Below are 14,491 nucleotides of genomic sequence, written 5' to 3'. Positions count from 1 at the left end.
CTGAAGGGCCTTTCTGTGCTCTGACTCGGGTCAGTCAAGGGGGCCGATCTGCTTGGCCGATGAAGGTAGGTCGGCGTCGCCGGGGGTGAGTTCATGATGCGGCCGGCGGTTGATCCACTCCAGGTCGGCGACGTGGGGCTGTCCGATCGCCTGGATGCCCCCACATCGGGGGATATGGAGTCGATCATCGCGCCTGCGTCGCTTGATCACCGCGCTACGGCGGCGGGTTGGGTGGGTTGGTGGCCCTGGTGGGGTCTGATCTGGGTCGCTTCGGCAGAATGATGGGATGACCGACATTGACTGGGCGCGGTTGCGCGCCGCCGCCACCGAGGCGATGCGACACGCGTACGTGCCGTACTCGACGTTCCCGGTCGGCGCGGCCGCGCTGGTCGACGACGGCCGCGTGGTGGTCGGCTGCAACGTGGAGAACGCCGGGTACGGGGTGACGCTCTGCGCCGAGTGCGGAGTGATCTCCAGCCTGCACGCCACCGGTGGCGGTCGCCTCGTCGCGCTCTCCTGCGTCGACGCGACCGGTGAGCCGTTGATGCCGTGCGGCCGGTGCCGGCAACTGCTCTGGGAGCACGGCGGGCCGGAGTGCCTCATCGAGACGAAGACCCGCCCGTTGCGGATGGACGAGCTGCTGCCGCACGCCTTCGGCGTGGAGGACCTGGAGGCGGTGACTGGCGAGACCGCGTTGCCGGTGGTCCCGGAGCGGCTGGCCGCCTGGCGTGGACGCGGCACCGTCTTCGTGCACCCGGACCTCTCGGACGGGCAGCAGGTCTGGACGGCGTACTGGGAGCGCTCGGCGGGAGACGATGCGAGCGCGGAGACCGGCGTGCTGGAGGAGGCCCCGCGCTGGGACGACCCGGCCGAGGCGATCACCTGGGGAATGGCCCGCACGCCCCGCGTTGTCGTGGTCGACGAGACCGGGACGATCTTCTGGGCCGGTGAGGGGGAGCCGCCTGCGGAGATCCCTGTTCGGTGGGGTTGAGCTTGGGGGCGGGGGCCGACCGTGCCCGGCTCCGGGCGGTCAGGCTTGATCCCTGCGCCGGGCACGGTCGGCCCCCGCCCCGACGTGGTCACGGGCCGTCGGTCGGGATCTGCAACAGACGAGGAAAGATCTTTATGAGTGGGTTTGCTGCTGTTGACGTTATTCGGGTGAAGCGGGACGGGGGTGTGCTGTCGGACGCGCAGATCGACTGGGTGCTGGACGCGTACACCCGGGGGGTTGTCGCCGACGAGCAGATGTCGGCGCTGGCCATGGCGATCCTGCTCAACGGCATGACCGGGCCGGAGATCGCCCGGTGGACCGCCGCGATGATCGCCAGCGGTGAGCGGCTCGACCTCTCGGCGGTCCGCCGCCCGACCGTCGACAAGCACTCCACCGGCGGTGTCGGTGACAAGATCACCCTGCCGCTCACCCCGCTGGTGGCCGCGTGCGGTGCCGCCGTTCCGCAGCTCAGCGGGCGCGGCCTCGGGCACACCGGCGGCACGCTGGACAAGCTGGAGTCCATCCCGGGCTGGCGGGCCTCGCTGAGCAACGACGAGTTCATCGCCCAGCTCGGAGAGGTCGGCGCGGTGATCTGCGCGGCCGGCGCCGGGCTCGCACCCGCCGACCGCAAGTTGTACGCGTTGCGCGACGTGACCGGCACCGTGGAGGCGATCCCGCTGATCGCCAGCTCGATCATGAGCAAGAAGATCGCCGAGGGGACCGGCGCGCTGGTCCTCGACGTCAAGGTCGGCTCGGGCGCCTTCATGAAGTCCGTCGACCAGGCCCGCGAGCTGGCCCGCACGATGGTCGAGCTGGGCGGTGCGCACGGCGTGCGGACGGTAGCCCTGCTCACCGACATGTCCACCCCGCTCGGCCTGGCCATCGGCAACGCGGTCGAGGTGACCGAGTCGGTCGAGGTGCTGGCCGGCGGCGGGCCGGCCGACGTGGTGGAGCTGACGCTCGCCCTGGCCCGGGAGATGCTCGACGCCGCCGGCCTGCCGGACGCCGACCCCGAGGCGGCGCTGCGCGACGGGCGGGCGATGGACTCCTGGCGGGCGATGATCCGCGCGCAGGGCGGCGACCCGGACGCGCCGATGCCGACCGCGCCGGAGGTCGAGGTAATCCGTGCCGAGCAGGACGGGCACGTCGCGGCCGTCGACGCGTACGCCATGGGGGTTGCGGCCTGGCGGCTCGGCGCGGGCCGGGCCCGCAAGGAGGACCCGGTCAGCGTGCCGGCCGGAGTGGTGTTGCACAAGCGGCCGGGCGATCCGGTGCGGGTCGGGGACGCCCTCTACGAGCTGCGTGCCGAGGATCCGTCGCGGATTCCGGCGGCCCTGGCGGAGGCAAGTCGCGCGGTGCACATTGCACCGAACGCGCCACGGGCGATGCCCCTGGTCATCGAGCGGATCGGCTGACCGGGGCGGCGTGGTGCCCGTCACCTGGGAGCGCTATTGTCGCAGGCCAAAGGCGTGGCGTGCAGACAGGAAGTTGCCCCGTGACCGTACCTGCCCCCGACCCGCGCGAGGTGCGCGAGGCGAGTCTGGACGAGCTGTCCCGGCTCGGCCTGCCGCTGCCGCCGGCCCAGTTCCCGCTCGTGTGGGAGCCGGGTGATGCGATCGAGTTGCGACCGAGGGCGGAGATCGAGGCGCGGATCGCCGTGCTGCACCTCATCCTGGCGCGCTGCTTCGGGATGCCACCGCAGGCGGCGATGAGCTGGCTGCTCGGCTCGCACCTGGTCGAGATGGTCACCCCGCCGGAGTGGCAGTTCGTGATGGGCGGCAAGGGCGACCACCGGTCGTTCGTGCTGCACCACGACGCGCTCTTCGCGCTGGCCTGGGTGCTGGGGTTGAGCAAACAGCTCGACCCCACCCTGGCGGTGGATGAGCGGTTGGTCGAGCGGCTGCCGCACATCGCCGAGGGGGAGACCTTCGGCCGCTGGCAGTCCCGGATCCTCGCCGCGCCGCAGCACCCGGCCGACGCGGCTGCCCTGCTCGATCTGCACTACTGCCTGGACTGGGCCTACCTGGAGACCGAGCGCGACGGCCGGCGGGCGCCGGGAATGGTCGACGCCAACGCGATCGGGCAGCGACGCTGGGCGCTGGAGTGGGCGGTGATCCTGCGCGGGCCCTACCACGACGAGCCGCCGGGCTGGGAAGAGGTCGACCTCTCCACCTGAGCCCTCAGCGGCGTCGGTAGGCGTCCAGCCGGACCGCCACGCGTACCCGGACCGGCTCGGGCAGCGCGGCCAGCCGTCCGGCGAGGGCGGTCGGGTTGGTGTGCCAGGCGCTCGGGCCCATCCCGACCAGCGTGGCGACCTCCGGCCGGGTCAGCGCCAGCTCCGCGCGGTGCACCGTGCCGCCGACTGGCGTGAAGTGCCCGCCCAGGCTGGCGGCCACCCGGTCGGCCTTGTCCGGGTCCACCCGCAGCAGGTCGAGGGCGTCCACCAGTTCGGTGAGATGGTCGGCGGCGGGCGTCACCACGAGCAGCGTGCCGGCCGGGTCGAGCACCCGGTGGAACTCCGCGCCGTTGCGCGGGGCGAACACGTTCAGCAGCACGGCCGTCGAGCCGTCCGCGAGGGGCAGCCGCTGCCAGGTGTCGGCGAGCGCCGCGGCAGCGCGGGGATGTGCCCGGGCAGCGCGACGCAGCGCCGGCTTGGAGACGTCCAGGGCCAGACCCACGGCGTCCGGCAGCGCCGCCAGCACCGCGCCGAGGTATCGACCGGTGCCCGCGCCGGCATCCACCACCAGGGGGTACGCGTCGAGCGACGACCCGTTGTGGAGGTGCCGCACGGCCTGCGTCGCGGCGGCGGCCAGGGCGTCCGAGACCGGGTCGTAGTGCCCGGCGACGAGGAAGTCGGCGCGGGCGGCCACCATCTCGGCGCTGTCCCCGGAGTGCGGCGCGCGGCCGGCGAGCAGGTTGACGTACCCCTGTCGGGCCATGTCGAAGCTGTGCCCGCGCGGGCAGCGCAGCGCCCGGGCGGTGCCGGCGGTCGTCTCGGCCAGCGGTTCGCCGCAGATCGGGCAGCGCAGCCGGTCGAGGATGCGCGGGTCCACGTCAGGCCTCCCGGCCGCGTCGGGGGCGGGGCGCACGGCTCTGCGCGAGGTGGTCGACGACCCGGTGGGTGAACGCGCCCAGCGCCTCGACCTCGGCCGGGGTGAGCAGGTCGAGGAAGTGCTGACGAACGGCGGTCACGTGGCCGGGGGCGGCGGCCTCGATGGCGTTCCGACCGGCCGGGGTGAGCACGACGATCGCGCCGCGGGCGTCGTCCGGGCACTCCTGGCGGGTCACCAGGCCGCGCTGCTGCATCCGGGTCAGGTGGTGCGAGAGCCGACTGCGGGACCAGAGCATCCGGTCCGCCAGTTCGCTGAGGCGCAGCCGACCCTGCGGCGTCTCGGACAGGTCGGAGAGCACGTCGTAGTCCGGTTCGGACAGGCCGGCGTCCTGGGTCAGCTCCCGGGCCAGTTCCAGGTCGAGCAGGCGGCGCATCCGGCGGTAGCCACGCCAGGCGCGGTCCTCGCGTTCGTCCAGCCACCGGGTCGCTTCCATGCCGATCAGCCTACCGTCTTGGTTGACATGTCACAGATTCGCCCTCGACAGTAGATGACATGTCAACGATTCCGCCATAAGGCCTCTTCGGCGCCCGTGGAAGCGTCTACCGCTGGGCCTGATGAGCGGGCTGGCGTGGCCGGCCCCAGCAGGCTGACTAGGGTCTGAGCATGGTCGCAACTATCCGGTACGAGGACATCGTCAAGGTTCCGAAGGCGCTGCTGCACGACCACCTCGACGGCGGGCTGCGGCCGGCGACGATCGTCGAGCTGGCCGCGGAGGTGGGGCACGAGCTGCCCACCACCGACCCGGAGGCGCTGGGACGCTGGTTCGTCGAAGCCGCCGACTCCGGGTCGCTGGAGCGTTACCTGGAGACGTTCGCGCACACCGTGGCCGTCATGCAGACCGGGCCGGCGCTGCGCCGGGTGGCGCGGGAGTGCGCGCTGGACCTGGCCGCCGACGGGGTCGTCTACGCCGAGGTGCGCTTCGCCCCCGAGCAGCACCTGGAGCAGGACCTGAGCCTGGACGAGGTGGTCGAGGCCGTGCTGGCCGGGTTCGCCGAGGGCACCGCGCAGGCCGTCGAGGCCGGCCTGACCATCCGGGTGGGCACCCTGCTCACCGCCATGCGGCACGCCGCCCGCTCCCAGGAGATCGCCGAGCTGGCGGTGCGGCACCGCGACGCCGGGGTGGTCGGCTTCGACATCGCCGGCGCCGAGGCGGGCTTCCCGCCCACCCGGCACCTGGACGCCTTCGAATACCTGCAACGGGAGAACTTCCACTTCACCATCCACGCCGGTGAGGCGTTCGGTCTGCCGTCGATCTGGCAGGCGATCCAGTGGTGCGGCGCGGACCGGCTCGGTCACGGCGTACGCATCGTGGACGACATCGCCCCCGACGGCGCGCTGGGCCGGCTGGCCGCGTACGTGCGGGACAAGCGGATCCCGCTGGAGCTCTGCCCGTCGTCGAACGTGCAGACCGGCGCGGTGGCCTCGATCGCCGACCACCCGATCGGGCTCCTGCGCGACCTGCGGTTCCGGGCCACCGTCAACACCGACAACCGGCTGATGAGCGGCACCTCCATGTCGCGGGAGATGTCGCTGCTGGTGGAGACGTTCGGCTACGGCTGGCGCGAGCTGCAGTGGTTCACCATCAACGCGATGAAGAGCGCCTTCATCCCGTTCGACGAGCGACTGCGGATCATCGACGAGGTGATCAAGCCGGCGTACGCCAAGCTGCTGCCCTGACCCTCGTCGGCCGTGCGGGTGGCCGCCTCGGCGGTGCGGGGAGCGTTCTGAGCGGCGCGGGTGGCCTTTCAGGCGTGCGGGTGGCCGGCGAGCAGGCCGGCCACCTGGCGCAGCACCTCCCGGGCCCGGGCCGCCTCGGCGCCCAGCCCCATCTGCCGGCGCAGCACGGCGGGCTCCGCCCGCAGCAGGGCCACGCCGCGCCGGACCAGCACCCGGGGCGCCTTGCGCTGCTCGGACAGGTCGCGGGCCAGCCGGCGCAGGAAGGTCGCCCCGCGCGGACGGCGCAGCGCGTACGCCCCGGCGAGCAGCCCACGGCGGCGGCACTCCTCGACGATCTCGGCGGCGAAAATCCCTTCGGCCACGAAAAGTGGCGATCCGTCGACGTCAAATGGCCGGGTGGCCACCCGTCGATCCGCGCCGATCGCATAAACCGGCACATCGGCACGGCCCTCGCGGGCAAGTCGAGCAATCGTTTCGACGGCGGTCAGGGCGTCCCAGGACTGCGGTGATTCCCAATCGACCTGGCCGTTTCGGCGCGGCAACGTAGGGTCATCGCCGTCCTTGTAGAAGTCGTCCAAACACAGCACCGGAAGGCCGGTTTGCTGCGCTATGTACGACTTTCCAGAGCCTGAGGGGCCGGCGAGCAAGACGACGCGGTGGGGATGTCTCATTACCTTCAGTTACTCCGGCCAGACGGACTGCTATCAAATCGCATCAACATCTCATCACACCTTCGGCCGGTGACAACCTGGGCTTTCTTCTTGCGGACCGGCGTGATGGAATCTCGGGGGTCCGACCCGCCGGGTCGGTCGCTGGGCGTTGCCCGGGGCAACGCGTTCAAGCTGTAATCGCGAGGGCGGTGACGTGAGCAAACGGCCAAAGACGGCGGGCTCCTTCCTGTCGCGGCTGCGCCGGCCGGCCAGCCGGCTCCGGGACATGCCGATCTGGTCCAAGCTCGGTCTCATCATGATCGTGCCGACCATCGCCACGGTCGTGGTGGGCACCAGTGGTCTCGTCGACCACCTGGGGACGCTCAACAATGCCAACCGAGCCGGCGACCTGGCCAACCTGTCGAGCTATTCGGGTGACCTGGTCGACAAACTCCAGGACGAGCGGACCTCCGCCGTGCTGCTGTTGCAGGCGACCGGGACGCAGCCGAAGGCGCAGTACCAGGAGGCATACAACCGGGCGAACACCCGGGTCGACCAGGCGACGAGCCCCTACCGCAAGCAGCGGGGCGACGTGGAGGATCTGCCGGGCAGCCTTGAGAGCCTGCTCGGCGGCATTGACCAGAACCTGCAGGAGCTGCCGGGCGTCCGCAGTCAGGTGTTCAACGGCAAGCTGAAGCTCGCCGAGGCCATCCAGGCGTACGAAGGTCTGATCAACGACCTGCTCGCCATCCGGGACTCGGCCACCCAACTCGCCGGCAACAACGAGCTGAGCGACCGGATGCGGGCCGCGGCGGCGGTCGCCCGGGAGAAGGAGTTCCTCGCGCTCCGCCGGGTCGTCGTGCACCGCGCGCTCGGCGTGCAGGGTGGGCAGCGACTGACCCCGGCGCTGCGTACCGACTACATCGCCAGCGGCACCGGCCAGCAGCAGGCGCTGCAGAGCTTCAAGGCGGTAGCCAGCCCCGACGAGGCGAAGTTCCACGACCAGACCGTCGCCGGCGGTGACCGGCGCGAGGCGCAGAACTACACCGGCTGGATCGACGGCAACACCACCGGCGACATGCGCGGCGCCCCGTTCGGCCCCGACCAGTGGGAATCGGCCATGACGGCCAACGCCAAGCTGATCCGCGCCGTCGAGACGAAGCTCGACGGTGAGGTGGTCGCCGAGGCCGACAACCTCCGGTCGGACGTCCAGCGCCAGGTGTTCCTGGAGACCGGCCTGCTGCTCAGCATGCTGCTGCTGGCCATCCTCTTCGCGTACCTGGTCGCCCGCTCGATGGCCCGCTCGCTGCGTGAGCTGCGCCAGGGCGCCCTCTCCGTCGCCCAGTACGGGCTGCCGCAGGCGGTGGCCCGACTCCGCGACCCGCAGGTCGTCGGGCAGCTCTCCCCGGTGCAGCTGGCCAACCAGATCGCCGAGCCGCTGCCCGTCCGCAGCAAGGACGAGTTCGGCCAGGTGACCGAGGCGTTCAACGCCGTCCACCTGGAAGCCGTCCGGACGGCCGCCGAGCAGGCGGCACTGCGCGCCTCCGTCGCGACCATGTTCGTCAACCTGGCCCGCCGTTCGCAGATCCTGGTCGACCGCCTCATCGGGCACCTCGACCGGCTGGAACGCGGCGAGGAGGACCCGGACCGGCTGGCCGAGCTGTTCCAGCTCGACCACCTGGCCACCCGGATGCGCCGCAACGACGAGAACCTGCTCGTCCTCGCGGGCGCCGACTCCACGCGCGTGCAGCGCGAGCCCGCCGCGCTCATCGACGTGCTGCGCGCGGCGCAGTCCGAGGTCGAGCACTACACCCGGATCGAGTTCGGGGTCATCGACCGCGACATCGAGGTCGCCGCGCACGCGGTCAACGACCTGGTGCACCTCGTCGCCGAGCTGTTCGACAACGCCACGGCGTTCTCTCCTCCGGACTCGCAGGTCATGGTCGAGGCCCGCCGGGTCGGTGACCGCGCCTCGCTGTACGTGGAGGACCACGGCATCGGCATCAGCCGCGAGCAGCTGCACGAGCTCAACGACAAGCTCGCGACGCCGCCGCAGGTGGACGTGGCCGTCTCCCGGATGATGGGCCTGGTCGTGGTCGCCCGCCTGGCGTCGCGGCACGGCGTTCGCGTCGAGCTGCGCCCCGGCGCCGACCGCGGCACGGTCGCCGACGTGACCCTGCCCACCTCGGTGCTGGTGCCCCGCGCGCTCTCCGGCCGGGTGCAGCAGCCGCCGGCCCTGCCGGCGGCCGGCCCGCAGCACAACGGGCCCGCGCCGGTCCTCGGCGCGCTGCCCGCGCTGAACAACGGACCCCGCCCCGGCGAGTCCGGCAACCAGGTCACCCTGGGCGGCCGGCCGTTCGACCCGGCATCGCGCAACGGCGCCGGCACGCCCGCCAACACCGGTGCCTACCGCTCGATGCCCGCCTGGTCGGACCTGACCGGCGCGAGCGCGAGCAACGGGGTCAACGGCGGCGACGGGTTCACGCCCCGGGCGGCCAACGGCCAGCCCATCGACCCGCTGCCGCAGCGGCGGGCCGGCGACGAGCCGACGACCACCGGCCAGCAGCCGACCATCCCCCGGCAGTTGCCCAGCAGCCCGGAGGCGCACCCGTACTCCGCGCCGCCGGTCTCCGCGCAGCCGTACTCCGGTGCGCCGGTCTCCGCCTCGCCGGCGTCCGGTCAGCCGTACTCCGGTCAGCCCTACTCGGGTGCGCCGTACGGCAACCCCCCGGTGTCCGCCGCTCCGGCCTCCGGCCAGCCGTACGCCGGTCCGCCGGTGTCCGCGTCGCCGGTCTCGGCCTCCCCGGCGTCCGGCCAGCCGTACTCGGCGCCACCGGCCTCCGGCCAGTCGTTCAGCGGCTTCACGCCCCGTTCCGCCCCGCCCGCCCCGGCGCCCAGCGCTCCGGCACCGCCGGCCTGGCCGCCGGTGCCTGGCGGCGAGCGGGACACGCAGACCCCGCCGGTGCCCGAGCGGCTCGCCGCCGCCCTGGACATGACGACGGAGCTGCCCCGGGTGCCGCGCCCCGGCGACCAGCCGAGCACCGCGGCCCAGCCGCCGGCTCCGGCGCCCCAGGCTCAGCAGGCCCGAGCCCCGCAGGCCCCGGCTCAGCAGCCACAGGCCCCGCAGGCCCAGGCTCAGCAGGCCCAGGCGTCGCCTCCGCCGGCGCAGACCCGCCCGGCGCCGCAGCAGCCGCAGGCTCAGAACCGCCAGCGGTACGCGGACGAGACCATGGAGCTGCCGATCTTCCGGGAGCTCGAGTCCGCCTGGTTCCGTACCCGTCGTCCGGGTCCGGAGGAGGCCGCGGCCGGCGACAAGCCGGCGGCGAACGGCGGTGGCGGTGACGCGACCCAGCAGTTCGCGGCGGTGGAGGCCACCGGTCGGGCAGTCCACAAGACATCACCCGGGACGACAGGTAACACGCCGATGGCAGACACTCCGACGGCCGGAGGAGCGCCGCGGGACAACGGGTCGACAGCGAACGGGGGCGCACGCCCCGGCCTCGCCGAGAGCCTGCCGAACCGCCAGCCCCAATCGCAGACCAACGGCTGGCAGACCGCCGCCGACGACGGCTGGCGTGCCGCCTCGGCAGCGGCCACCGCGGCGCCGGTCAACGAGACCACCACGACCGGTCTTCCGAAGCGCAAGCCGATGGCGCAGCTGGTGCCGGGCGCGGTGGAGAAGCCCGCCACCTCGGTCCAGCGGCGTTCCCCGGAGGCGGTCCGTGGCCTGCTCTCCGCCTACCACCGGGGCGTGCAGCGAGGGCGTAGCACCTCGGACAACCCGACCAGCCCGGAGGCGACTCCGGGAGGGCAGCAATCCTCGCAGTCTGGCTCAGGCCCAGCGGCCGGGAGCGGGCAGAAGGAGCAAGAAGGATGACAACTACGCAGGATCTTGGTTGGCTGCTGGCCAACTTCGCCGACCGGGTGCCCGGTGTCGCACATGCGGTCGCCGTTTCGGCGGACGGCCTGCTCCTCGCGTCGTCACGGGACCTGCCGCGGGACCGGGCGGACCAGCTCGCCGCGATCGCGTCCGGTCTGGTCAGCCTGACCCAGGGGGCGGCCCGCTGCTTCGAGGGAGGCGCGGTGCTCCAGACCGTCGTGGAGATGGACAATGGCTTCCTGTTCCTGATGTCCATCTCGGATGGTTCGTCCTTCGCCGTGCTGGCGGCCCGCAGCTCCGACGTCGGGCAGGTCGGCTACGAGATGGCGCTCCTGGTCGACCGGGTGGGCGACGCCCTGACCCCGCAGCCGCGTGCGGCCGCGGGCATGCTGGGCTGACGCCTCGCCGATCGTGCGGTCGGCGCAACTGAAACGACAAGAACGACGAGTTTCACCGGTGGGAGCCGGTACGGGGTGCGAAGGAGGTGAGCGGCGACATGGCCGATCGTGACGAACCGACCGGAGCGTTGGTCCGTCCATACGCCGTGACCCGTGGTCGAACCCGTCCCCGGCTCGACATCGCGCTGGAGGCGCTCGTCGAGACGACGGTGCGCGGTCGGGCCGCTGCCAATGGCAACGGCGGCCAGGGCCGCGAACACCAGTACATCGCCGCGCTGTGTGACGGACGCGTGCAATCGCTCGCCGAGATCGCGGCGCGGATGCAGCTCCCGCTCGGTGTGGCCCGGGTGCTCATCGCCGACATGGCGACGGACGGCCTGGTCGCGGTCCATGAGCCGACCATCCTGGACGACTCCGACGACGCGGTGGGCACTGAACTGCTGGAGAGGGTGCTGAGTGGACTTCGCAGGCTCTGACATGTCGCACCGCCCACCGAACCCGAGTGGGCGCGTGACGTCGGCGAAGATCGTTATCGCCGGTGGATTCGGCGTCGGTAAGACGACGCTGGTCGGCTCGGTCTCGGAGATCACGCCGCTGACCACCGAGGCCATCATGACCTCCGCTGGCGTGGGCGTCGACGACACCCGGCAGGTGCCGGGCAAGACGACGACCACGGTGGCTATGGACTTCGGCCGGATCTCGATCGACCGTGACCTGATCCTGTACCTGTTCGGTACGCCGGGTCAGACCCGATTCTGGTTCATGTGGGACGAACTGGTGCGGGGCGCGATCGGTGCGGTCGTGCTGGTGGACACCCGCCGGCTGGCCGACTGCTTCGCGGCGATCGACTTCTTCGAGCACCGGCGGCTGCCGTACCTGGTGGCCATCAACTGCTTCGACGGAATGCAGTACCACGACCCGCAGGACGTCCGGGACGCCTTGGCGATCTCGAGCGACGTGCCGGTGGTGGCCTGCGACGCCCGTAACCGGGAGTCGACGAAGCACGTGCTGATCTCGCTGGTCGAGTACGTGCTCACCATGCGCCGTACGCGCGCCGTCGCCCCGGCCTGATCGGGACGCTCTCGCGCCCGGTGGTGGCCTGGCCGCCACCGGGCGCTGAATGCTGCCCGGGGCGGGAACGGCGCGCCTCAAGAGATCTTGGAAGGTGTCGCCCCGGGTGGGGGCGGGTTCCTTCCAAGATCTCTTGCGTTGACGCGCCATCGGCCGGACCGGCCTACACCCGCGTGTGCGCCGGGCCGGTCTGATCGGCCCCTGAACGCATTTCCGCCCCCAGCCGGTGTCGGACTGGGGGCGGAAGGAACGCGTACGGGACAGAGCCGCTCAGGACTGGTAGCCGGCGGAGCGGTACTCGTACTCCCGGTCGTCGTCGCGGTCCCCGTGGTCACGGCTGAAGTCCCAGCCACCGGCTGCCTCCCGGCCCGGCCGGCCGCCCACCGCGAACCCGCCGATCTCCTGCCCGCGACGCCAGCCGCGGAAGTAGCCGGTGGTGTTCTCCGCGAGGCTCGCCGCATCACGCACTATCCGCAGTGGGCGCTCCTCGCGCAGCGGGGAACCCGGGACCAGATTGGCCTGCGGGACGCGCTTCGGCAGCCCGGCGTTGGTCTCGGCGCCCACCGCGGGGCGGGCTGCCTGCTCGGCGGCCTGCCACCCGGTGTCGGCCGTGGTCGACCAGTCCAGGTCGGACTCTTCTTCGGTGTGCCCGACGAACCACGCCGACTTGGCCTGCGCGAAGATCAGCAGATCACCGTCGCCCTCGTCGGCCACCGGCGGCGGCCGGTGCTCGACCGGAGGCGGCCGGTGTTCGACCGGGGGCGGCGGCCGGTGCTCGGCGGCCCGCTCGACGCGGGGCGCGGGGCGGTTGTTGCGGGCGGCCTGCTCCCGGTCGACCAGCCGCAGCGGCGGCGTCTCCATGCGGGGGTCGCCGGTGGGCGGGTTGAGCCCTTCCCGCAGTGCCCGGTCCGCCAGCGGCGGCGGCTCGACCAGCCGCAGCATGGGCGGCTCCGGGGGCAGGTCGTCGGCCAGCCAGGGCGGCGTGACCCGACCGTCGGCCCGGCCCGGATCGGTCGGGGCGTCGACGCGGTTGCCGCCGTACGAGTAGGCGACCGGGTTGTTCGGCGAGCTGTCGGCCGGGTCCTCCGGGTTGTTGACCAGGGGCCAGTTCGCCCGGGAACCCGGGGGCGCCGTCGGCTCCTGACCCGGCCGGGGGGCGGGCACCGGGATGCTGAGGTCGGTGGCGCTGAACCCGCCGGTGGGCGGCTCCTCGACCGGCCGCTGCACGTGACTCTGCCGCTCGCCGTTGGTCTTCGGGCGGGGCGGAATGACCGTACGCTGCCGCTCGGCCCGCGCGTGGTTGATCGCGGCGGTGGTGAGGGTCGGCCGGAACGGCTCGCCAGCCTCGGCCGGCGGCACGGTGCCCCGCTGGGCCGGCGCGATGGGGGTGATCCCCGGCGGCGGGGGCGGCGGCGACGAGACCGGCCGGTTGGCCGGGCCGTCGATCCGGCTCGGGGTGGGCTCGGCCCGCCCGGGAGGCGCCGACACCGGCGGGCCGGCGACCGCGGCCGGTGCGATCGGCGCGGGTGCGACCGGCGGAGGGGTGACCGGAGCAGGGGCGACCGGCGGCGGCCCGAGAGGGCGCGGCGACGCCAGCGGGGCGCTGCCCGGTGCCGGCTCGGGTCGGCTGCGTCGGCCGGTGACGGGCGCGGGCTCGGCGGTGGCCGGCGTCGGTCGGACGGAGCGCAGGCCGGCGCCGGTGCCGACGAGGCCGGTCAGCTCGCCGACCGACTCGCCACGACGGGCGGCGGCCCGTCGGCCGGGGGCCGGGGCGGGCGTGCTGACCCGCGCGCTGAGCGCGCTGACGAGGGCCTCGCAGCCGGCGTCGCAGGCCCGTACGGAGGCGACGGCCTGTCGGACGGTCTCGGCCACGGCGGAGGTGAGCGCCCGGTTGACGGCGGCGCGGCGCGGCGTCTCCGAGATGGCGACCCGCAGCGCGGTGACCGCCTCGTTGATCTCTTCGGCGTCGGCGACCCCGTCCGCCGCGAGATGCGCGGCGATGGCGTCCGCGGCCACGGACACCTCACGGCCACGGGCGATGGTGCCGCCGAGCATGCCCGGCTCGGGCAGCGCGTCCAGCACGGCCAGCGACACCGGCTCGGCCGGGTCGGGATAGGCGCGCAGCGCCGCCGGGTAGAGCTCCCGCAGCACCTCGCGCAGCGCCACGGCGGCGGAGTGCCGGCCGCTGGCCAGGGCGGCGTGCGCGGCGAGCACCTGCTTGTAGCCGGCGAGGTCCCGGGGAGCCGGCAGCGTGACGGCGGAGAGCGCACCGGCCTGCAACGCGCGGGCCAGCCCGACGGCCCGGCGCTCGACCGGAGGTGACTGCATCTCCTCCAGAGAGTCGTCGTCGGCGAACCGTTCGGCGAAGTCGTCCACCGAGTCGTCGTCGGCGATCGCCAGGGGCCGACCCGCCGCGCTCAACAGCGAGGTGACCGTGTGGTCGTCGCTGTCGGCGGCGATGGCCGCACCGCTCGGCCCGCCCGACCGCTCCACGAGCAGGGCGACGAGCTGGGCGTAGCCAGCCGCGTCGTCGCCGATCTCGCAGACATGCAGCAGACGGCCTGCGTCGTCGACCACAGCGGACGTCAGCGTCGAACCGGCCGAGGCCGGTCGGTCAGCCGAATCCGCCGAGGCCAGACCGCAGTACACGCGCACGAGCGCCACGGCGTCGTCCTCCTCCCGGGACAGGTCTTTCTCTGCCAGCAACTGAT

The 14,491-nt window shown here is 73.0% G+C and carries 12 protein-coding genes; 8 read left to right on the top strand and 4 right to left on the bottom strand.

The window, feature by feature from the left end; translation table 11 throughout:
- The first annotated feature begins 286 nt into the window (after positions 1 to 286).
- From OG505_RS22900 to OG505_RS22890, 3 genes are all read left to right on the top strand, one after another.
- Positions 287 to 991, top strand: coding sequence for a cytidine deaminase (locus OG505_RS22900; protein WP_405427409.1), 705 nt, complete (start codon positions 287 to 289; stop codon positions 989 to 991).
- 134 nt (positions 992 to 1,125) lie between these two features.
- The gene (locus tag OG505_RS22895) at positions 1,126 to 2,406 is read left to right on the top strand and encodes a thymidine phosphorylase (RefSeq protein WP_405427407.1); all 1,281 of its coding nucleotides are present in this window, start codon (positions 1,126 to 1,128) and stop codon (positions 2,404 to 2,406) included.
- A gap of 80 nt (positions 2,407 to 2,486) precedes the next feature.
- Positions 2,487 to 3,167: a DUF4272 domain-containing protein gene (locus tag OG505_RS22890; protein ID WP_405427406.1), complete on the top strand. Its 681-nt coding sequence runs from the start codon at positions 2,487 to 2,489 to the stop codon at positions 3,165 to 3,167.
- Positions 3,168 to 3,171: 4 nt separating this feature from the next.
- Here the strand turns inward: OG505_RS22890 and OG505_RS22885 are convergent, their stop codons facing one another.
- Entirely contained in the window at positions 3,172 to 4,044 is an 873-nt protein-coding gene (locus OG505_RS22885) for a putative RNA methyltransferase (protein ID WP_405427404.1), read from the bottom strand.
- 1 nt (position 4,045) lies between these two features.
- Positions 4,046 to 4,537: a MarR family winged helix-turn-helix transcriptional regulator gene (locus tag OG505_RS22880; RefSeq protein WP_405427402.1), complete on the bottom strand. Its 492-nt coding sequence runs from the start codon at positions 4,535 to 4,537 to the stop codon at positions 4,046 to 4,048.
- A 170-nt stretch (positions 4,538 to 4,707) separates the two neighbouring features.
- Here OG505_RS22880 and OG505_RS22875 point away from each other — a divergent pair, with 170 nt between their 5' ends.
- Positions 4,708 to 5,781 carry an adenosine deaminase gene (locus tag OG505_RS22875; RefSeq protein WP_405427400.1) on the top strand — a complete coding sequence of 358 codons (1,074 nt, stop codon included), beginning with the start codon at positions 4,708 to 4,710 and terminating at the stop codon, positions 5,779 to 5,781.
- A 68-nt stretch (positions 5,782 to 5,849) separates the two neighbouring features.
- Here the strand turns inward: OG505_RS22875 and OG505_RS22870 are convergent, their stop codons facing one another.
- Positions 5,850 to 6,143 (bottom strand): hypothetical protein, encoded by a 294-nt coding sequence (locus tag OG505_RS22870; protein ID WP_405427398.1) that lies wholly within the window; start codon positions 6,141 to 6,143, stop codon positions 5,850 to 5,852.
- A 502-nt stretch (positions 6,144 to 6,645) separates the two neighbouring features.
- On the opposite strand from OG505_RS22870, the gene OG505_RS22865 reads away from it, so the two are divergent.
- The 4 genes from OG505_RS22865 to OG505_RS22850 all read left to right on the top strand — a co-directional run bounded on the left by OG505_RS22865 (position 6,646) and on the right by OG505_RS22850 (position 11,780).
- A complete protein-coding gene (locus OG505_RS22865; RefSeq protein ID WP_405427396.1) occupies positions 6,646 to 10,308 on the top strand; it encodes a nitrate- and nitrite sensing domain-containing protein in 3,663 nt (1,220 codons plus the stop codon).
- Positions 10,305 to 10,709, top strand: a complete 405-nt coding sequence (locus OG505_RS22860; RefSeq protein WP_007455462.1) for a roadblock/LC7 domain-containing protein — start codon at positions 10,305 to 10,307, stop codon at positions 10,707 to 10,709. The genes OG505_RS22865 and OG505_RS22860 overlap by 4 nt, the downstream gene beginning before the upstream one ends.
- 98 nt (positions 10,710 to 10,807) lie before the next feature.
- Positions 10,808 to 11,185: a DUF742 domain-containing protein gene (locus tag OG505_RS22855; protein WP_030329021.1), complete on the top strand. Its 378-nt coding sequence runs from the start codon at positions 10,808 to 10,810 to the stop codon at positions 11,183 to 11,185.
- Between the two features lies 1 nt (position 11,186).
- Positions 11,187 to 11,780, top strand: coding sequence for an ATP/GTP-binding protein (locus OG505_RS22850; protein WP_007455465.1), 594 nt, complete (start codon positions 11,187 to 11,189; stop codon positions 11,778 to 11,780).
- Between the two features lie 270 nt (positions 11,781 to 12,050).
- On the opposite strand, the gene OG505_RS22845 is transcribed toward OG505_RS22850, so the two are convergent.
- Positions 12,051 to 14,468, bottom strand: a complete 2,418-nt coding sequence (locus OG505_RS22845; RefSeq protein WP_405434648.1) for a transposase — start codon at positions 14,466 to 14,468, stop codon at positions 12,051 to 12,053.
- Positions 14,469 to 14,491 lie beyond the last annotated feature (23 nt).

This window comes from Micromonospora sp. NBC_00617 (assembly GCF_045161355.1).
Taxonomy (GTDB): Bacteria; Actinomycetota; Actinomycetes; order Mycobacteriales; family Micromonosporaceae; genus Micromonospora.
This window is presented reverse-complemented; position numbering and strand designations above follow the sequence as displayed.

Bases quoted from the DNA above. Each gene is read 5' to 3' on its own strand.
- OG505_RS22895 (WP_405427407.1), top strand. From the start codon at position 1,126: ATGAGTGGGTTTGCTGCTGTTGACGTTATTCGGGTGAAGCGGGACGGG.
- OG505_RS22850 (WP_007455465.1), top strand. From the start codon at position 11,187: ATGTCGCACCGCCCACCGAACCCGAGTGGGCGCGTGACGTCGGCGAAG.
- OG505_RS22860 (WP_007455462.1), top strand. From the start codon at position 10,305: ATGACAACTACGCAGGATCTTGGTTGGCTGCTGGCCAACTTCGCCGAC.
- OG505_RS22875 (WP_405427400.1), top strand. From the start codon at position 4,708: ATGGTCGCAACTATCCGGTACGAGGACATCGTCAAGGTTCCGAAGGCG.
- OG505_RS22880 (WP_405427402.1), bottom strand. From the start codon at position 4,537: ATGGAAGCGACCCGGTGGCTGGACGAACGCGAGGACCGCGCCTGGCGT.
- OG505_RS22855 (WP_030329021.1), top strand. From the start codon at position 10,808: ATGGCCGATCGTGACGAACCGACCGGAGCGTTGGTCCGTCCATACGCC.
- OG505_RS22900 (WP_405427409.1), top strand. From the start codon at position 287: ATGACCGACATTGACTGGGCGCGGTTGCGCGCCGCCGCCACCGAGGCG.